The organism is Rhizobium fabae (assembly GCF_003985135.1).
GTDB lineage: Bacteria > Pseudomonadota > Alphaproteobacteria > Rhizobiales > Rhizobiaceae > Rhizobium > Rhizobium pisi.
On the sequence record NZ_ML133662.1, the window covers coordinates 18,198 to 34,233 of the forward strand.

A 16,036-nucleotide genomic window follows, 5' to 3' on the forward strand; every position below is an offset into this window, starting at 1 on the left:
GCCTGTCCTGCGGGAAGCGCAATTGTCGCTTTATCCCATGGTTGTGGATGCAGAGCAATTCGCTTGCAAAGCCACTTTTTGCGAATTATGGCTTCTCTCGAACTGGGTGCTGCGGGACGATATGCGATCGCTTCCGGGCGGTAGGTACATGGAATGTGCGCGTCGAGTCGGAATCGAGTTCCGAAAAATATAATGCCGGCGCTTTTAGGCTGAAGCGATCCTGGAGCGTGCTATATATCGCGAAAGGAGATGTTTTCCTTAGGCAACGGGGTAGCAGAATTGATGGGTCGGATTTTGACGGGAGTGGTCGAAGCGAAGGTTTTGTGGGGTAGTAATCGATGACCGGCAAGACACCCGTCGCTTTTTTCGCATATAATCGCCCGGAACATACGGAGCGGGCGCTGCTCGCTCTTTCGAAATCACGACGCCTTCAGGACTGCGATTTCTATTTTTTCTCCGATGCAGCCAAGACTGAGAGCGCGCGCGCAAAGGTGGCTGAAACGCGTGAAATTCTGAGTCGCTGGGCACAGACGTTGAACGCGACGGTGGTTGAACGTGAGGCGAATATCGGTCTTGCCCGTTCGATTTCAGGCGGCGTCAGCGAACTGTGTTCACGCTACGGCCGTGCGGTCGTCGTCGAGGATGATCTAGTTGTCAGTCCTGATTTTTTGCACTTTATGATTGCATCGCTTGATCGTTATGAAAACGAGCCGGGAGTGGTTCAGGTGGGTGGTTTCACGATCAGTCCGCCGAAAGGTCCAGTCGAGGATGCATTCCTTCTGCCCGTAACGACGACGTGGGGTTGGGCCACATGGCAGCGAGCCTGGAAGGATTTCAATCTCGACGTTCCCGATCTGGACGCCGCGCGCCAAGATCGCGAATGGATGAGCCTCTTCAATTTCGACGGTAGCTCCGCCTATACTTCGATGCTAGAAGACCGAATTGCCGGGCGCAACGATTCCTGGGGGATCCTTTGGTGGTATACTACATCGCGCAAGCGGGGGCTTGTCGTCTATCCGTCAAACAGCCTGGTCTGGAACGGTGGCTTCGACGGAACTGGTGTACATTGCGGTAGCGACGATTTCCTCAAGCAGGGGGATGCTACGCTTTACATCGGCTCTGCACTGCCGGAGCACGTCTCTTTTCCGGCGCAGACGGTTGTCAATGAACGCCATTTCGCGCAACTCAAGGATTTCTTCCGTGGGAGGCAGAGGCCGGTCGCGCAGTCCGGCTCACCGGGATCAGGGGTGATCGCGTCTCTGAAGATATTCGCCCGCAGGGCCAACCAGAAGCTGCGTAATGCGTTTTCTTGAAAGACTGAGATACCGGGCATTCGCTTGGCTGGCGCATGAACTCGATCGTGAGCGAAAGCGGGTTCATGGCGCAGATGCCTGCGTATTGGGCGCCGGTTCGGCGCTTATGCCCGAATCGGAAGTCAACAATTTTTCGGGCGGCCCGGAGAAAATCAATATCGGGCGCAACTCCTACGTGCGTGGCCGGCTCCTAACCTATGGTCACGGGGGTGAGGTCAGCATCGGCGATTGGTGCTATATCGGCATCAGGACAGAGATCTGGTCGATGGAGCGGGTCATTATCGGCAACCGTGTGCTAATCGCCCATGACGTGAACATTCATGACGGCACGGCGCATTCCGCCGATATGGACGAGCGCCACGCCCACTTTCGTCACATCATCGAGAAAGGCCATCCTGTAACCGCTGCGGACATGCCTGGCGTCTTCTCGGCGCCTGTCATCATCGAAGACGATGTATGGATCAGTTTCGGCGTGACGATCCTGCGCGGCGTGCGCATTGGGCGCGGCAGCGTCATTGCGGCCGGCTCCATCGTTACCAGCGACGTACCCCCGGGTATGGTCTATCGCAATAAGGTGATCCCTGTTATCGAACCGCTGGCGGGCGGGTCAACGACAGATAAGACGTCTGCCCTGACCGCCCAAGGCAAAGAGGAATAACGTGTCTCTCCTGAATAAGCTCACCCGCATGATCGCCACGCCCGTATCCCAACATATAGAGGGCGTGGTCGCGCGCGGGTTGTCGAACACCCGGCAGCAGATCGACGATCTGATGATCCTCCAAGGCAGGGCGCTGGCGTTGCAGAATTCCGAACGGGCGCCGCTTGCGCGCCTTCAGGATGCGGAATTCAAAGTGTTTTCGCAGTTCGGCGAGGACGGCATACTTCAATACCTGATCCGCGAGACCGGAATCACGCGCAGAGAGACAAGCTTCGTCGAGTTCGGCGTTCAGAACTACTCCGAATCCAGCACACGCTTCTTGCTGATGAACGATCATTGGCGCGGTTTGATCATCGACGGCAGCAAGGAATATATGGATTTCGTCCGAAATCAGGACCTTTACTGGCGTCATGACCTGACGGCAGTGGATGCCTGGATCGACCGGGACAACATTAACCAGCTCATAGGCGATGCGGGATTTGATGGCGATGTCGGCATTCTCAGCGTAGATATCGATGGAAACGATTACTGGGTCTGGGAAAAGATTGACATCTGCAATCCGGTCATCGTCATTGTCGAGTGGAACAGCGTTTTCGGCCCCGACTATGCAATTTCCGTTCCCTACGACCGGGCTTTCCAGCGCGAGAAGGCGCATTACTCGAACCTGTTCTGGGGCGCCTCGATAAGGGCGTTCGAACATCTCGCTTCCAAGAAGGGCTATGCACTGGTCGGGTCCAATACTGCCGCCAACAACTTGTTCTTCGTGCGAAGAGACCGTCTCGGCCGCCTCAGCGCGTTGACGGCGGCTGAAGCCTACATCGACTCGCGGTTCCGGGATTCGCGCGATGAATCTGGAAAGCTGAATTTCCTGGGCGGCGAAAAGCGGCGGATGGAGATTCTCGATGTGCCGGTTATGGATGTCATCACCGGCGCAAACACCACGCTACGAGCGCTGGACGCCGCCGGCAAGTAACGATCGAAGATCGGGAGCGATAGAATGGCACTGATGAGCTGGGAAGAGTCGGTACAATGGCTGCGCGATCAAAAGGATCAGCAGCCCCTGGTGCGTGCCTGCTACTTCGACGATCCGCTGCAGGATGCAGCCGAGCGATTCTGGGAAAGTGCGGAATGGAAGGCGATCGCCGCTCTTCTTCCGACACCTGGCGGGACTGCGCTCGATCTTGGCGCAGGCCGCGGCATCAGCAGCTATGCCATGGCGCGCGACGGTTGGGACGTGACGGCTCTCGAACCCGACCCCAGCATGCTGGTCGGTGCCGGTGCCATCCATTCCCTTTCGGCAAGCAGCGGACTGACGATCAAAGTCGCCGGCGACTATTCCGAGAAGCTGCCCTTTGCCGACAACACCTTCGATGTAGTCAATGCCCGCCAGGTGCTGCACCATGCGCGAGATCTGCCGCAGACCTGCCGCGAGGTCTTCCGTGTCCTGAAGCCGGGCGGCGTGATGATCGCAACGCGCGAGCATGTGCTCAGCCGCCGCGAGGATCTGCAGGCCTTCCTCGATGCACACACGCTCCACAAGTTCTATGGCGGCGAAAACGCCTTCCTGCTTCAGGAATATCTGTCGGCAATGACCGGTGCCGGATTACATCTCGACAAGGTGCTCGCGCCGCTGGACTCGCCGATTAATTATTTCCCGATGACACCGGAACAGTGCTTCGTCCATTGCACCCGGCCTGCTGCCGCCATCATTGGTCGGTCGCTGACCGACATCATCTTCAACCGCAAGCATTTCCTCGGCCGGATGCTGCTGAAGCGTCTGATCGCGGCCCTGAATGCGCGCGATCAGACGCCGGGGCGTCTCTACTCCTTCTTGGCGGTCAAGCCCGCCGTTGCAGGCGAGCGCCAATGACAGTGGGCCCCGCAAGCAAGTCAGCAAAGATCGTGCGAACCTATGAAGCCGCCGGCGACGTCTTGGGACCGATCGGTTCCATCGTTTTGGCCGCTCGTGAGCTTTCATGGTCGCGGCACGTTCTGTGGCACCTTTTCAAGCGCGATTTCGTCGCCGGCTTCCGCCAGAAGCTGCTCGGCTATCTCTGGATCGTGCTCGTGCCGCTGCTCGGCATTGCCAGCTTCGTCTTTATGCAGCTCACAGGCATCCTGAACCCTGGCGACACAGAAATTCCCTATCCGATCTACGTCTATGTCGGTACGACGGTCTGGGGCATCTTCGTCACGGCGCTGTCCGTCGTCGCGAACGGACTGATCGCCAACAGCGATCTTGTCATGCGCACCAATATCCCGAAAATCGGCCTTGCCGTCACGGGCCTCGCATCGCTTTGCTACAATCTCTTCGTCAATGTCATCGTGCTTATCTTGCTGCTGTTCGTCTTCGGTCGATTGCCGTCGATCTGGGTCGTTCTCTATCCCGTGACCGTTCTGCCTATCATAGCGCTCGGCGTAGGTATCGGTCTGATGCTCTCGGTTGTTGGCGCCGTGGCGCGCGATGTGACCGGCATGTTCGTGACATTGATCAACCTGGTCATGTATGTGACTCCGGTCGTATACACAGCCCAGTTTGCCAACCCAGCTCTTCAGCAAGTCGTCTTCTGGAATCCATTAACCTATCTGGTTGACGCGCCGCGCACTATCATAGTGCTCGGTGCTGTTTCCCACTGGCCTGGCTATCTTGCTGCCACGCTGTTTTCGGGCATCGTGCTGTGGATTGGCGTCCACGCTTTCTATCTGATCAAGGACAAGGTAACCGAGCGGCTATGAGCGATAACTGGGCGATCCGCGCTCAAGGTGTCTCGAAGAAGTTCGGGCTCACTCTGCGGCAATCTATGAAATATGGACTTCGCGATTCGGTCCGTAAACTCGCGGGTCGTTCGAGCACAACGGATGTCCTCCGAGAAGGCGAGTTCTGGGCCGTCAACGATGTCAGCTTCCAACTTAATGGTGGCGAAGCCCTCGGTATCATGGGCGTAAACGGCTGCGGCAAGACCACACTCCTGCGCATCCTGAACGGCGTATATGCGCCCGACAAGGGACGTATCCAAATCCGCGGTCGCGTCGGCGCGCTGATCGCTGCCGGTGCGGGCTTCGCGCCGATGCTGACAGGACGTGAAAACGTCTACGTTAACGGTGCGCTGCTCGGTCTATCGACCCGGGAGATCGATGGTCTGATGGATGAGATCATCGCCTTTTCTGAACTGGATCATTTCATCGATCTACCCGTTCGCAACTATTCCAGCGGCATGTATGTTCGGCTTGGCTTTGCGATCGCGGCACTCAGCCGTCCCGACGTGCTGCTAATGGACGAAGTGCTGGCTGTCGGCGACCTGAATTTTCAAAAGAAGTGCTTTGACCATATTCTTCAACTGAAGCGCCAGGGAGCGGCCATCATTCTAGTGTCTCACTCGCCAGGTGCAATCTGGTCGGTCTGCGATCGCGGCTTGTTCATGAATCGCGGCTCAGTTTTGGTCGATGGCCCCGCGGAAGAGACAATTCGTGCCTATGACGACCAAAACTCCCGAAATGCCGCGATTGCTTCCAGCCAGTTCGAACGCGCAGTTTCAGCTCATTATAAAGACACTTTAGATAAAGAGGAAAGCAAGGCCGAGTATGGTCACAGCAAAGGCGGTACCGGGGATGTTGTCTGCACGTCTGTAACGATCAATGGCGAATCCGGACCCAGGATCGGCGGTGAATTTCAGTTCAAAGAAAGTATCGAGATCGTTGCCGAGATCGAGGTGAAGGAACCGCAAGAGAACTTACTGTTCCGCTATACTATCGACGCCGTTCACTACAGATTTATTGCGACGTTGGACAACTACGAACAGGGGCTGGCCTTGCCGAAAGTCATGCCTGGCCACTACGTGTTGAAGGTTCGTGTTCAGGCTCCGAATTTCAGGCCGGGCGCTTATGTGGCCAACATCGGGATTACGCGCAAGGAGGTTGGCGTGCATCTTTTCTATTGGTTCGGAGCGGCAAGGTTCGTAGTCCTCCACCCTCGGGACCTGTTTCTATATGCCGATAGTAACGCGGTCATGCATCTGAACAGTACGTTCGAACTCAAACCCAGTCCTCATGCTCTGCCGGAAATCGCGAATGTCATTGTGGACGGAAGGAGCCAGGCATGACCGTTTTTTTCAAGAAAACAGCAGAGCAGCGCGGCGTCTTTACGATGACGTCGGATGAGATTCAGAAAATCGCTCCCCCGGCGCTCCCACTTAGCTTCCTCTCGGAATTCATGGCGGATGGGCGCACCCCGGCGCGCGCCATGACTGATGAGGCCATGCTCAAGTTTTTGCCTGCTCTCGCTGGAACCGGGGCGATCCTGGAACTCGGAGCAGGCAGCGATTACTACAAGAAATTCATGTCTTCGGACCAGCCGTATGTGACCAGCAACGTGGTCCCCGGCTTCGACATGGTTTTGGACATGACGAAGATCGATCTGCCCGACGGTTCCGTTGACGCACTTGTTTCTGTATTTGCGCTAGAGCATTTGTTCGACTTCGATGCTGCATTCAAGGAACAATATCGCGTTCTCACGCCTGGAGGCCGCCTCCTTCTGGTCGTACCTTTCATGTATTACTATCACGCCGCCCCGGATGATTTTTTCAGGTTTTCGTCGTCCGCCCTTGACAAGCTGCTTTCGCCTTTCAAGGTTCTGTCGCGCCAATCCATCGGTGGGCGCTGGTTGATTTTCGCCGAGTTTTTGCACGAGAAGAAGGCAATGGGGTCGAAGCTGGGCTACTTCGCTCGTGTCGCGCTGCGATGCCTTGCATTGCCCTTCCTTGCGAAAGGTTTGAAGGAAAGCGATCCGAGATATGCTTTGGCGTTTGTCTATCTATGCGAAAAGGAAAGAGCAGGTTGAGTATTGGAGGAATTCGCAAAACGGGCGCGGAACTGCTCCGACGGGTTGCCGAACGCCTCTATCCGGCGACGAGCGAAGGTGACATGCGCGGCAACGCGCCCTATTCTGCCGACGGATGGGATCATATCCCGCAAGGTCAATACGATTATGTGCCAAAGGGCATGTACGTCTATGGTCCGGTCGACCGGTTCCTGCTGGTTCCGAAGAATCGCTATCGCGCCGTGCTACTTCCCGACCAGACGCGTAGCGCCGACCTAGGGGTCGGCTGGCTGACGGAGGACAACTCTGCAGAGGGTTACGACCTCTTGTGGGGTGACAGCTCCAATCTCGCTGCATTCAAGGCCGAAGCTGGCCATGCACGCGACAAGCTGACAACGGAGATCGTGGACCTTATCGAGGTGCATCTCCCGAATAGCGGAAGCGTCTGCGACGTTGGCTGCGGGGTCGGAGATTTGCTTCGCGAAGTGCGTCGGCGTCGTCCGGCCCTCGCCGTTTCCGGCCTCGATTTTTCGGGAAAAGCGGTCGAAGGCGCGGCTCGAGCGATGCCTGACGGTGCGTTCCAGCAGTTCGTGATCCACCAGAACCTGCCTTACGAGACGGCATCCTTCGATCTGGTCCTGTGCACGGATGTGCTCGAGCATCTGGAGTATCCGAAGCGGGTCGCCGCCGAACTCGTACGCATCTGCCGTCCCGGCGGCACGGTGGCGATCGTTGTGCCTGACGGCACGGGGGACCAGTTCCTCGGCCACAACTGGTTCTGGAGCAAGGAGAGCTTCGCTGACATGCTTGCCGAGTTTGGTGCCAGGGTCTCGACGCTGCCTGTCACGAAAGAATTAATGGCGGTCATATCCCGCCCGCACGAAACTGGGACACAGTGATGCTGACACGCATAGTCAACCGTCTCGAGCGCCGCAAGCGCGAGAAGTTCGAAGCTTGGATGAGAGCGCGCTCGCAGTCCTCCAAGACCGCCGGCGCTGACGACGTGCGCTGGCTGCTTCCCATTGTCAAGGAACTGGTGAGGTCGAGTGGGATAGAAGATGATGCGGATCTGCGTCACTCGGCGCAGGAGCTACTGTTGACTCAGTTGCCAAAAGAGGCCTGGATGCTGGCTCCGGGACTTGAAAAACGCGCCGAACCAGTACGCAGCACTTGGACCTATCAGAACGAGGTGATGAAGTGGGACATCGCAGAGACTGATCTTGTGCTGGATGTCGGATCCGGAGGATATCCTTTCCAGCGCGCCAATCATCTCGCCGATAAGTTCCCCGAGGAAACGACGCATCGCGTTGAACCCATGGTTCTCGATGGCCGTACGTTTTTCGAGGTCGATATCGAGAGGCTGCCCTTCGAAGACGGTGCCTACGACTTCGTATTCTGCTCGCACGTGATGGAGCACCTCGACAATCCAGGCCAAGCGATGCGCGAACTGTCGCGCGTCGGCAAGCGGGGCTATCTGGAAGTGCCCACGCGTCTTTCGGATGTGATGTTTAATTTCACCCGGCTGCAGGATCATCATCGCTGGCACAGCATTAGGCTTGGAAATACGCTCTGCCTGATAGAATGGAACGAAAGCGAGCGCCGTGAACTCGGAAACGAGTTCTTCGAAGCGCTTCAAAGCGCCTATACTAACCCGTTCCAGGATTTCTTCGAGCGCAACCGCGACCTGTTCTTCACCTCCTTCCACTGGGAGCGCCAGATCGACTTCCTGGTGATCGGCAAAAACGGGGAGATTCTCGATTCCTCTTCCGGTATCGGCAAGTGACGATGAATACCGAGGCGGAGTTTGGCACTGCGACAGAGGTGGCCGATTCCGGCCTACCGACCGTGCATGTGATCATTCCAGTCTTCAACAGGCTGCATTTTACTCGTGCCTGTATTGCTTACCTACGGGCCCAGACATGGAGACCGATCAACATCATCGTTTCGGATGGCGGTTCAACGGATGGGAGCGTCGCAACCATTCGTGCCGAATTTCCCGATGTCACGGTGTTGACAACGGACAAGGAGTTCTGGTGGTCGGGATCCATGGCGCTGGGCATAGACCATGTGCTCTCACTCGGCGGCCGACCGGACGATTTGGTCCTGATGATGAACAACGACACAATTCTGGATTCCGACTATGTCGAGACGCTAGTCAAGGCCGCACTTCAGCACGACGCGGCGGTCGGCGGGTTGATCGTCGACAGCAGGGACCCGGAACAGGTGCTCGATGCCGGCGAATATGTCGACTGGGAAGGCTATACTTTCTCGGTAAGGCAGCATGTCGATCCCGGCGAGATCTATCGCGACGACGTGGATGTGCTTCCGGGGCGGGGCAGCATCATCCCGCTGCGGATGATCCGCGCCGCGGGAAATGTCGATGCCGAGATGCTGCCGCATTACCTCGCCGACTACGAGTTCTTCTGCCGTTTGAAAAGCCATGGCTTCAAACTGGGCGTGACCTATGAAACCCGCATCATGGCGCACATCGAGGAAACCGGCATCGTGCCCACGCAGGGGCGCAGCACTTTTCGCTCCATCTGGAACGAGTTGTTTTCTCGCCGGTCGATGAGCAACGTGCGTGACCATTGGCGCTTCATCGGCCGTCATGCGCCGGCTGCCTACCGCAATCGCAACCGGATGCGTCTCATCAAGCGCATCGTTATCGATCTTACCTTGCGTACTGGGGTAAGACCTCTCTTTCTGCCTATCTACTGGCTCACTTCTCTGCCAGGGCGCACCATTGCGTATATCCACAATCAGCGTCGGATGTTTCGGGAGTTCAGGAACGCGATCGCAACCGACGGCGCCGACGTGCTCTGCCGTCCGGAGATATTTCCAGGCGTGATCCGCCTGCCGTTGTTCCTGGTGGCCGCCCCGGGCCCGGTGCAGGAAGCGGACGTGCAATCTGTCGGCCTGGATGTGGCGACGCTGCGGCAGCGCGGTCTTCTGCGCACGCTGCAAAGTGAGAGATGGTTCGGGCTGACGACGATCGACTTTTCGAACCTCCCCGACCGCCCCCAGCTGGAGCGCCTGCGCCGGCTCGCCTGGAACCCGATACCGAAGATAGGCAGGAAACGGGCCTGGCGCCGGTCGATGCGGGAGCTGCACACATCGTGAACGGACCAGAACGCACACTTCGCATCGGGATAGAGCTGATCAGTGATCCGACCTGGATGGGCGGCGTGCTGTATCTACAAAACCTTGCCATCTGCCTTTCTCGGTTGCCGGCCAACGAGCGTCCGCATGTCGAACTCCTCGGCGCGCCGGATGTAGTCGGCAAGTTCCTTGCGGAAAATCATCTAGCGGACGCTTTGGGCCGCAAGAAAGGCCTGCTGAAGCGTATCGCACGAAAGATCGGTCTGAAGATTGCCCAGCCCCCCATCGATATTGTCTATCCGGGCTTCGGGCGCGAGGTAGAAGGCGCGGTGACCTTGCGCTGGATCCCCGATTTTCAGCACCGTTATCTTCCCCATCTGTTCTCGGCAGACGAGATCGCCGCGCGCGACCGTTCCATCGCGGAATTGGCGGCAAAGCCCGGTGTGATCGTACTCAGCAGCGAGGTTGCCGCTGCCGACTTTCGCTCCTTTTATCCCGGTCAGCCGGCGACGCCACGCGTCTGGCATTTCTGCTCGCTGCTGGAGACTCAAGGGGCAGCGGATGATTCGATAGTCGGGAAGTTCGGACTGCCGTCGAAATTCCTTTATCTGCCCAACCAATTCTGGGCGCACAAGAACCATATTGCGGTACTGAATGCTCTCACAATCCTTAAGCGGGATCATGGTCTTACCATTCCACTTGTGTGCACAGGGGCGCAGTCCGACAGACGCAACGAAAGCCATTTTGCCGGGCTTCTCGCCTTTATCGAGGAGAACGGTCTCCAGGATCAAGTCAAGCTTCTGGGCCTCATCGACCGTGTTACGCAGGTGGAAATCTTCCGGCGCGCCGCGGCGATCGTCCAGCCATCGCTGTTCGAGGGCTGGAGCACGGTTGTGGAGGATACGCGCGCAATAGGCCGCCCAATCTTTCTGTCGGATCTTCCGGTTCATCGTGAGCAAGATCCCGCTCGCTGTACCTATTTCGATCCCGACGAGCCCTCCGATCTGGCTGCGAAGCTCGCCGCTGCCTGGCCCGGGCTCGTACCCGGGCCGGACAGAGCATCGGAACAGAAGGCGCTGCACGAGATGGAAGGCCGCATCCTGGATGCCGGCCGGGTTTTCCATGATATCGCCCGACAGGCGATAGGATAGGCCGTGCATGAGGTTGAAGCTACGGATCGAGTTTCTGGAGGACGAGCAGTGGCTTGGCGGATCGATCTATATCGACAATCTCCTGGCCGCCCTGTCCTCGATGCCTGTCGGAGATCAGCCTGACACGCGACTTGTATTCCTGTCGTCGGGTGAAACCGCGCTCGCTCGGCGAATGCTTCGCTATCCTGTGCTGGCGCGTCAGGCGGCCGGACGCCGGGCAGCCGGATTGATGGCCCACGCGCGGCGCCTTCACCGGGCTATCCTTCGCCGGGCGCCGGCCCTCGGCGCATTCTGGCCGGCGGCGCGCGACACCGTTTATTTCCCGGCCTTCGATGCCTCGCAGCGCTGGCGCACCAATCTCTACTGGGTGCCGGACTTCCAAATATTTCATTTCCCTGAGCTTTTTTCGGCGGAAGAACTCGCGACCCGCACCCGCAGCATCGGCGAGATCGCGGCCACACAGGGCGTCTTACTCCTGTCGAGCCATGCCGCGCTCACCGATTTCCGGCGCTTCTTTCCTGATGCGACGGTCGTGCCGCGTGTCTGGTCGTTCTGCAGCAGCATAGCGGCAGACGAGTTGGGAGCCGGTAAGCAGATACTTGAATCCTACGGGGTGCCGGAACACTTCGTCTACGTTGCCAACCATTTCTGGAAGCACAAGGATCACGAGACGGCCTTCAGGGCACTGAAAATCCTGAAGGATCGCAAAGTGATCGTGAGAATGGTCTGCACCGGCCTGCAATCGGATCGCCGCGATCCCGGCTATTACGACAGGCTGGTCCGGAGCCTCACCGACTGGGGAATCGCCGATCAGGTGACGATCCTGGGCCTCGTGCCTCGGGACCATCAGATCGAACTTTTCCGTGCAGCAAGCCTCGTGCTTCAACCCTCTCTGTTTGAGGGGTGGAGCACCGTGATAGAAGATGCTAAGGCCCTGGGTAGACCCATCCTGGCATCTGATATCGCGGTTCACAAGGAACAGTTGAATGATCTTGAGCAGTGTCATCTGTTCAGGGCGGCGGATGCGAACGATATGGCTGAACGGATCGAGCAGGTACTGCCAGGATCGACGGCTGGACCTTGTGTCGAGACGGAACGCGCGGCAGCCGATCGGCGCGATGCTGCGCGGGTGGCATCCGCGCATGCGTTTGTCGCGATTGCGAACGAAGCGGCCGGCCGTGCGCCGAAAGCCGGATAGAGGAACAGGAAGGCGAGTATGTGCGGCATTAGCGGTATGATTTCAAACTCGGCTCTGACAAGGGCGGACATAGCCGGCGTCGGCCGTATGAACGCGCTGCTGGAGCATCGCGGTCCCGATTCGGAGGGGATGTTCGACGACACAAATGTAATGCTCGCCATGCGCCGCCTGTCGATCATCGATCTCGCCGGCGGACGTCAGCCGCTTTTCAACGAGACGGGCGACATCGTCATCATTTGCAACGGCGAGATCTACAATCACGATGCCCTGCGCGAGGAACTGCGCGCGCTCGGGCACCGGTTCTCCTGCCTGAGCGATGTCGAGACGATCATCCACGCCTACGAGGAATACGGTGTCGATTGCCTCGCCAAGCTGCGCGGTATGTTCGCCTTTGCGCTCTGGGACAAGCGTAACCAGACACTGCTCCTGGCCCGCGACAGGATGGGAGAAAAACCCCTCTATCTGCATCGCGGCGATGCCGGGCGGATATGGTTCTCCAGCGAAATCCGAAGTATTTCCTCCGTAATGCCTAAGCCGCTGAAGCTGACGCCGGAGGCCTTCAACATGTTCCTGACGTTCCAATACGTTCCGGAGCCGCTGACTCCACTCCAGGGTCTCGAACTGTTGCCGGCTGGCCACTACCTGCTGCTGAAGCCCGGTGCGCTCGATAAAGCGCCACAATCCTACTGGGATCTTTCCGACGTCCGAGAAGATGCCGGCAAGCCGGTGGCGGTTACCGAGGAAATTCTCGACAATGCCTGCCGTCTTATGGGCACGGCGGATGTTCCAGTCGCCGTCGCGCTGTCTGGTGGTATCGATTCCAGCCTAGTCGCAGCGCTGACGGCGAGGCATTTCCCGGGCCAGTTGCATGCGTTCACGATCGGTTACAAAGGCCGCCCTGAGACGGATGAGCGTGGTTTTGCCGAGACCCTTGCGAAGGATCTCGGGATCGGCTTCACGGAAGTGGAGCTGGACACGGACCAGGTGATTGACGGCTTCCCGGCACTGGTCGAAGTCATGGATACGCCGGTTGGCGATATCGCGGCTTTCGGCTACTACTCCGTTGCCAAGGCCTCCCGCGAGGCGGGCTATCCCGTCTTGATGTCCGGCATGGGTGGCGACGAATTCTTCTGGGGCTACGAATGGGTGCGCGAAGCCATGTTGCGCAACGAGACCCTGCTGGCGGGCAAGAAGGTGAAACTGCCCTGGTGGAAACGGCTTATGGGGCAGAAGCCCCCCGAAAAGGCGGATTTCTTCGGGGTTCACCCCGATCTGCGCAACGGAGACGCCTGGTCGCGGAAGCTCATGCCGGAAAAGGCACTCGATCATCTGCCGGAGGGCTACTGGCTGAAAGAGGCCGCGCTCGACGTCTCCGGCCCCCTGCATCTGGCGATCTCGAACCTTTTGAACCGCACTTGGCTTCGGTCGAACTGCCTGGCCCTATTCGATCGCATGAGCATGGCGCATTCGGTCGAGGGCCGGTTGCCGCTTCTGGATGTCGAGCTCGTAGACCGGGTTACGGGTATGCGTAACAGCGGCCTCGTCGACTGGCACAAGCCGCACAAGTGGCTCTTGGTCGAAGCCCTACACGACGCTTTGCCGGCCGATGTCCTATCTCGCAAGAAACAGGGTTTCACGCCGCCCGTGCGCGATTGGATGCACGGCATCGTCACTCACTTCCTGCCGCTTGTCGAAAATGGCGCCCTAGTGCGCCAAGGCCTGATCGAGCCCGAGAAGTCTCGGGACCTATCGGCCTACAGCCTGCCTTTCCTCTATAAGCTCGTGCTGCTTGAATGCTGGACGCGTTTGCACATAGAAGGAAAACCTGTAGGCGAGTTGAGTCGCAAGGCCGCTTGAATTTGACCGGGAGGGTCGCGTCCGCCTTTCCCGGCGAGCAGCGCAAGAAGGTATATCGGCCGCGGTGGGGCGGCCCCGGAAGGATCATTGAGTGCGCAGAGTGACTGATATCGCGTTAGTAACGGGTGCCTACGGCTCGATCGGCCGGCATGTGGCTATTGCCCTTTCGCACAAGGGTTGGACTGTCCATGGCGTCGGTCACGGCAGTTGGGGCGTCGAGGAACAGCGCGCTTGGGGGGTCGAGCGCTGGGCTGAAAACGATGTCTCGCTTGCAGCGCTGCGCTCTCTCGATACTCGTCCGGACATCGTCGTTCATTGTGCAGGCAGCGGTTCCGTGGGTGCGTCGATCAGCGACCCGTATTTGGATTTCCGTAGGACTGTATCGGCCACGGCCGATCTGCTAGAATTCGTGCGCAGCGAATGCCCGCAGGCGACTCTGGTCTATCCGTCGAGCGCCGCGGTTTATGGGATCGCCGAGCAGTTTCCGATACGGGAGGATGCTCCCCTTCGTCCTGCATCACCTTATGGCGCACACAAGCGTCTGGCCGAAGAGCTGGTTCGCGACTATGCGCGGTTATTTAAACTCAACACAGCAATCGTCCGCCTGTTCTCGATTTACGGCGAAGGCTTCCGCAAACAGCTCCTCTGGGATGCCTGTCGCCGCATCAGTGCTGACGAGACCGAGTTTTTCGGGACGGGGCTCGAAACACGCGATTGGCTGCATGTTTCCGACGCGGCCGAACTCATGATCTGTGCAGCGGATAATGCCGGCCCGCACTGCCCGGTGGTAAACGGCGGCTCCGGTGTCGCCGTCACCGTCGCCGATGTCGTCGGCGAACTCTTCGATCTTATGGGCAAGAACGACCGCCCCGTGTTTTGCGGCACCGAGCGGCATGGCGATCCGCGCGACTACCAGGCTGACATATCCCGGGCAGTGGTCTGGGGCTGGCAACCCTCTATTGACTGGCGGGCCGGCTTGTCGCGCTATGCTACTTGGTTCCGTAAGGAATGCGGCCTGGCATGAGGGCGACCCTATCGGAGCTCGGCGTCGGCACAACGCTAAGGCGCATGGCTGGCCTTCGGCTTGGCCTGTTTCAGCAATATCCCCCGCGTCCGCTTAGCATCGCCACAATCGGGCGGTCCGGCGATGACCGCAATCTACCGCGGATTAGTCTTGTTACGCCGTCCTTTAATCAGACCAAGTTCGTCGGCATGACGCTCGACAGCGTTCTGGCGCAGCATTACCCCGATTTGCAGTACATCGTTCAGGACGCGGTGTCTTCCGACGGCTCGCAAGCGATACTCGCGAATTATCGCGACCGTGGTGTTGACATCATTGTGGAAGCCGATAAGGGACAGACAAATGCACTGAACCGTGGTTTTGCCCGCAGCAGCGGCGAGATCATGGCCTATCTGAATTCCGACGATATGCTGCTACCCGGAACGCTTCATCTGGTCGGTCGCTACTTTCGCGATAACCCTTCGGTCGAAGTGATTTACGGAAACCGCCTTGTTGTCGACGAACAGGGAAGCGAGATCGGTCGCTGGATATTGCCGGGGCACGACGAGGAGATCTTGCGGTTTGTCGACTACGTACCACAGGAAACCATGTTCTGGCGGCGCGGTCTATGGGAGAGGGTGGGAGCCGGCTTCGACGAGCGATTTCACTTCGCGATGGACTGGGATCTGATCTTGCGTTTCATGCAGGCCGGGGCGGTGTTCAACCATGTGCCCGAGCTGTTCGGATTGTTCCGCGTTCACGGCAATCAGAAATCCCAAACGGATTTTCGTGAGCGGGGTGCGCGTGAAATGGCGGAGCTCCGTCATGCCCACGCTTATGGCAGGATGAATACGGCGCAGCGTATCATCCGCCATATCGCGTATCTCTTGAAACACAAGCGTGCCGATGCTGCTTTACAGGTCGCTTTACGGAAGAATGGATAG

Annotated in this window: 16 protein-coding genes; 15 read left to right on the top strand and 1 reads right to left on the bottom strand. The window is 58.3% G+C overall.

The features are described from left to right. The first annotated feature begins 338 nt into the window (after window positions 1-338). The 11 genes from EFB14_RS28920 to EFB14_RS28970 all read left to right on the top strand — a co-directional run bounded on the left by EFB14_RS28920 (window position 339) and on the right by EFB14_RS28970 (window position 11,037). Window positions 339-1,313: a glycosyltransferase family 2 protein gene (locus EFB14_RS28920; protein WP_125843795.1), complete on the top strand. Its 975-nt coding sequence runs from the start codon at window positions 339-341 to the stop codon at window positions 1,311-1,313. 106 nt (window positions 1,314-1,419) lie between these two features. Continuing rightward, the gene (locus tag EFB14_RS28925) at window positions 1,420-1,971 is read left to right on the top strand and encodes an acyltransferase (RefSeq protein ID WP_281015458.1); all 552 of its coding nucleotides are present in this window, start codon (window positions 1,420-1,422) and stop codon (window positions 1,969-1,971) included. A gap of 1 nt (window position 1,972) precedes the next feature. Further along, window positions 1,973-2,944 (top strand): hypothetical protein, encoded by a 972-nt coding sequence (locus tag EFB14_RS28930; protein ID WP_125843797.1) that lies wholly within the window; start codon window positions 1,973-1,975, stop codon window positions 2,942-2,944. A 24-nt stretch (window positions 2,945-2,968) separates the two neighbouring features. Further along, window positions 2,969-3,841 (top strand): class I SAM-dependent methyltransferase, encoded by an 873-nt coding sequence (locus tag EFB14_RS28935; protein ID WP_125843798.1) that lies wholly within the window; start codon window positions 2,969-2,971, stop codon window positions 3,839-3,841. Further along, window positions 3,838-4,707: an ABC transporter permease gene (locus tag EFB14_RS28940; RefSeq protein ID WP_126830030.1), complete on the top strand. Its 870-nt coding sequence runs from the start codon at window positions 3,838-3,840 to the stop codon at window positions 4,705-4,707. The genes EFB14_RS28935 and EFB14_RS28940 overlap by 4 nt, the downstream gene beginning before the upstream one ends. Then, window positions 4,704-6,071 carry an ABC transporter ATP-binding protein gene (locus EFB14_RS28945; protein ID WP_125843800.1) on the top strand — a complete coding sequence of 456 codons (1,368 nt, stop codon included), beginning with the start codon at window positions 4,704-4,706 and terminating at the stop codon, window positions 6,069-6,071. Before EFB14_RS28940 ends, EFB14_RS28945 begins: the two co-directional genes overlap by 4 nt. Next, window positions 6,068-6,808 carry a methyltransferase domain-containing protein gene (locus EFB14_RS28950; protein ID WP_126830032.1) on the top strand — a complete coding sequence of 247 codons (741 nt, stop codon included), beginning with the start codon at window positions 6,068-6,070 and terminating at the stop codon, window positions 6,806-6,808. Before EFB14_RS28945 ends, EFB14_RS28950 begins: the two co-directional genes overlap by 4 nt. Then, window positions 6,805-7,686, top strand: a complete 882-nt coding sequence (locus EFB14_RS28955; RefSeq protein ID WP_164737607.1) for a class I SAM-dependent methyltransferase — start codon at window positions 6,805-6,807, stop codon at window positions 7,684-7,686. Before EFB14_RS28950 ends, EFB14_RS28955 begins: the two co-directional genes overlap by 4 nt. Continuing rightward, window positions 7,686-8,570: a class I SAM-dependent methyltransferase gene (locus tag EFB14_RS28960; protein WP_245438332.1), complete on the top strand. Its 885-nt coding sequence runs from the start codon at window positions 7,686-7,688 to the stop codon at window positions 8,568-8,570. The genes EFB14_RS28955 and EFB14_RS28960 overlap by 1 nt, the downstream gene beginning before the upstream one ends. Before the next feature lie 2 nt (window positions 8,571-8,572). Then, entirely contained in the window at window positions 8,573-9,907 is a 1,335-nt protein-coding gene (locus EFB14_RS28965; RefSeq protein WP_125843804.1) for a glycosyltransferase family 2 protein, read from the top strand. After that, window positions 9,904-11,037 carry a glycosyltransferase gene (locus tag EFB14_RS28970; protein ID WP_245438327.1) on the top strand — a complete coding sequence of 378 codons (1,134 nt, stop codon included), beginning with the start codon at window positions 9,904-9,906 and terminating at the stop codon, window positions 11,035-11,037. The genes EFB14_RS28965 and EFB14_RS28970 overlap by 4 nt, the downstream gene beginning before the upstream one ends. Before the next feature lie 19 nt (window positions 11,038-11,056). On the opposite strand, the gene EFB14_RS33610 is transcribed toward EFB14_RS28970, so the two are convergent. Further along, entirely contained in the window at window positions 11,057-11,275 is a 219-nt protein-coding gene (locus EFB14_RS33610) for a hypothetical protein (RefSeq protein ID WP_245438328.1), read from the bottom strand. Between EFB14_RS33610 and EFB14_RS28975 the strand changes: the two genes are divergently transcribed. The 4 genes from EFB14_RS28975 to EFB14_RS28990 all read left to right on the top strand — a co-directional run bounded on the left by EFB14_RS28975 (window position 11,267) and on the right by EFB14_RS28990 (window position 16,036). Continuing rightward, the gene (locus tag EFB14_RS28975) at window positions 11,267-12,235 is read left to right on the top strand and encodes a glycosyltransferase (protein WP_245438329.1); all 969 of its coding nucleotides are present in this window, start codon (window positions 11,267-11,269) and stop codon (window positions 12,233-12,235) included. The two genes, EFB14_RS33610 and EFB14_RS28975, sit on opposite strands and share 9 nt — an antisense overlap. A gap of 18 nt (window positions 12,236-12,253) precedes the next feature. Continuing rightward, window positions 12,254-14,092 (top strand): asparagine synthase (glutamine-hydrolyzing), encoded by a 1,839-nt coding sequence (gene asnB / locus EFB14_RS28980; RefSeq protein WP_125843806.1) that lies wholly within the window; start codon window positions 12,254-12,256, stop codon window positions 14,090-14,092. Between the two features lie 100 nt (window positions 14,093-14,192). Next, a complete protein-coding gene (locus tag EFB14_RS28985) occupies window positions 14,193-15,116 on the top strand; it encodes an NAD-dependent epimerase/dehydratase family protein (RefSeq protein WP_245438330.1) in 924 nt (307 codons plus the stop codon). Further along, window positions 15,113-16,036, top strand: a complete 924-nt coding sequence (locus EFB14_RS28990) for a glycosyltransferase family 2 protein (protein ID WP_126830036.1) — start codon at window positions 15,113-15,115, stop codon at window positions 16,034-16,036. The genes EFB14_RS28985 and EFB14_RS28990 overlap by 4 nt, the downstream gene beginning before the upstream one ends.

Coding starts and splice junctions, on each gene's coding strand:
- EFB14_RS28950 (WP_126830032.1), top strand. CDS start 6,068: ATGACCGTTTTTTTCAAGAAAACAGCAGAGCAGCGCGGCGTCTTTACG.
- EFB14_RS28925 (WP_281015458.1), top strand. CDS start 1,420: ATGCCCGAATCGGAAGTCAACAATTTTTCGGGCGGCCCGGAGAAAATC.
- EFB14_RS28975 (WP_245438329.1), top strand. CDS start 11,267: ATGGCCCACGCGCGGCGCCTTCACCGGGCTATCCTTCGCCGGGCGCCG.
- EFB14_RS28990 (WP_126830036.1), top strand. CDS start 15,113: ATGAGGGCGACCCTATCGGAGCTCGGCGTCGGCACAACGCTAAGGCGC.
- EFB14_RS28940 (WP_126830030.1), top strand. CDS start 3,838: ATGACAGTGGGCCCCGCAAGCAAGTCAGCAAAGATCGTGCGAACCTAT.
- EFB14_RS28965 (WP_125843804.1), top strand. CDS start 8,573: ATGAATACCGAGGCGGAGTTTGGCACTGCGACAGAGGTGGCCGATTCC.
- EFB14_RS28935 (WP_125843798.1), top strand. CDS start 2,969: ATGGCACTGATGAGCTGGGAAGAGTCGGTACAATGGCTGCGCGATCAA.
- asnB (WP_125843806.1), top strand. CDS start 12,254: ATGTGCGGCATTAGCGGTATGATTTCAAACTCGGCTCTGACAAGGGCG.
- EFB14_RS28960 (WP_245438332.1), top strand. CDS start 7,686: ATGCTGACACGCATAGTCAACCGTCTCGAGCGCCGCAAGCGCGAGAAG.
- EFB14_RS28920 (WP_125843795.1), top strand. CDS start 339: ATGACCGGCAAGACACCCGTCGCTTTTTTCGCATATAATCGCCCGGAA.
- EFB14_RS28945 (WP_125843800.1), top strand. CDS start 4,704: ATGAGCGATAACTGGGCGATCCGCGCTCAAGGTGTCTCGAAGAAGTTC.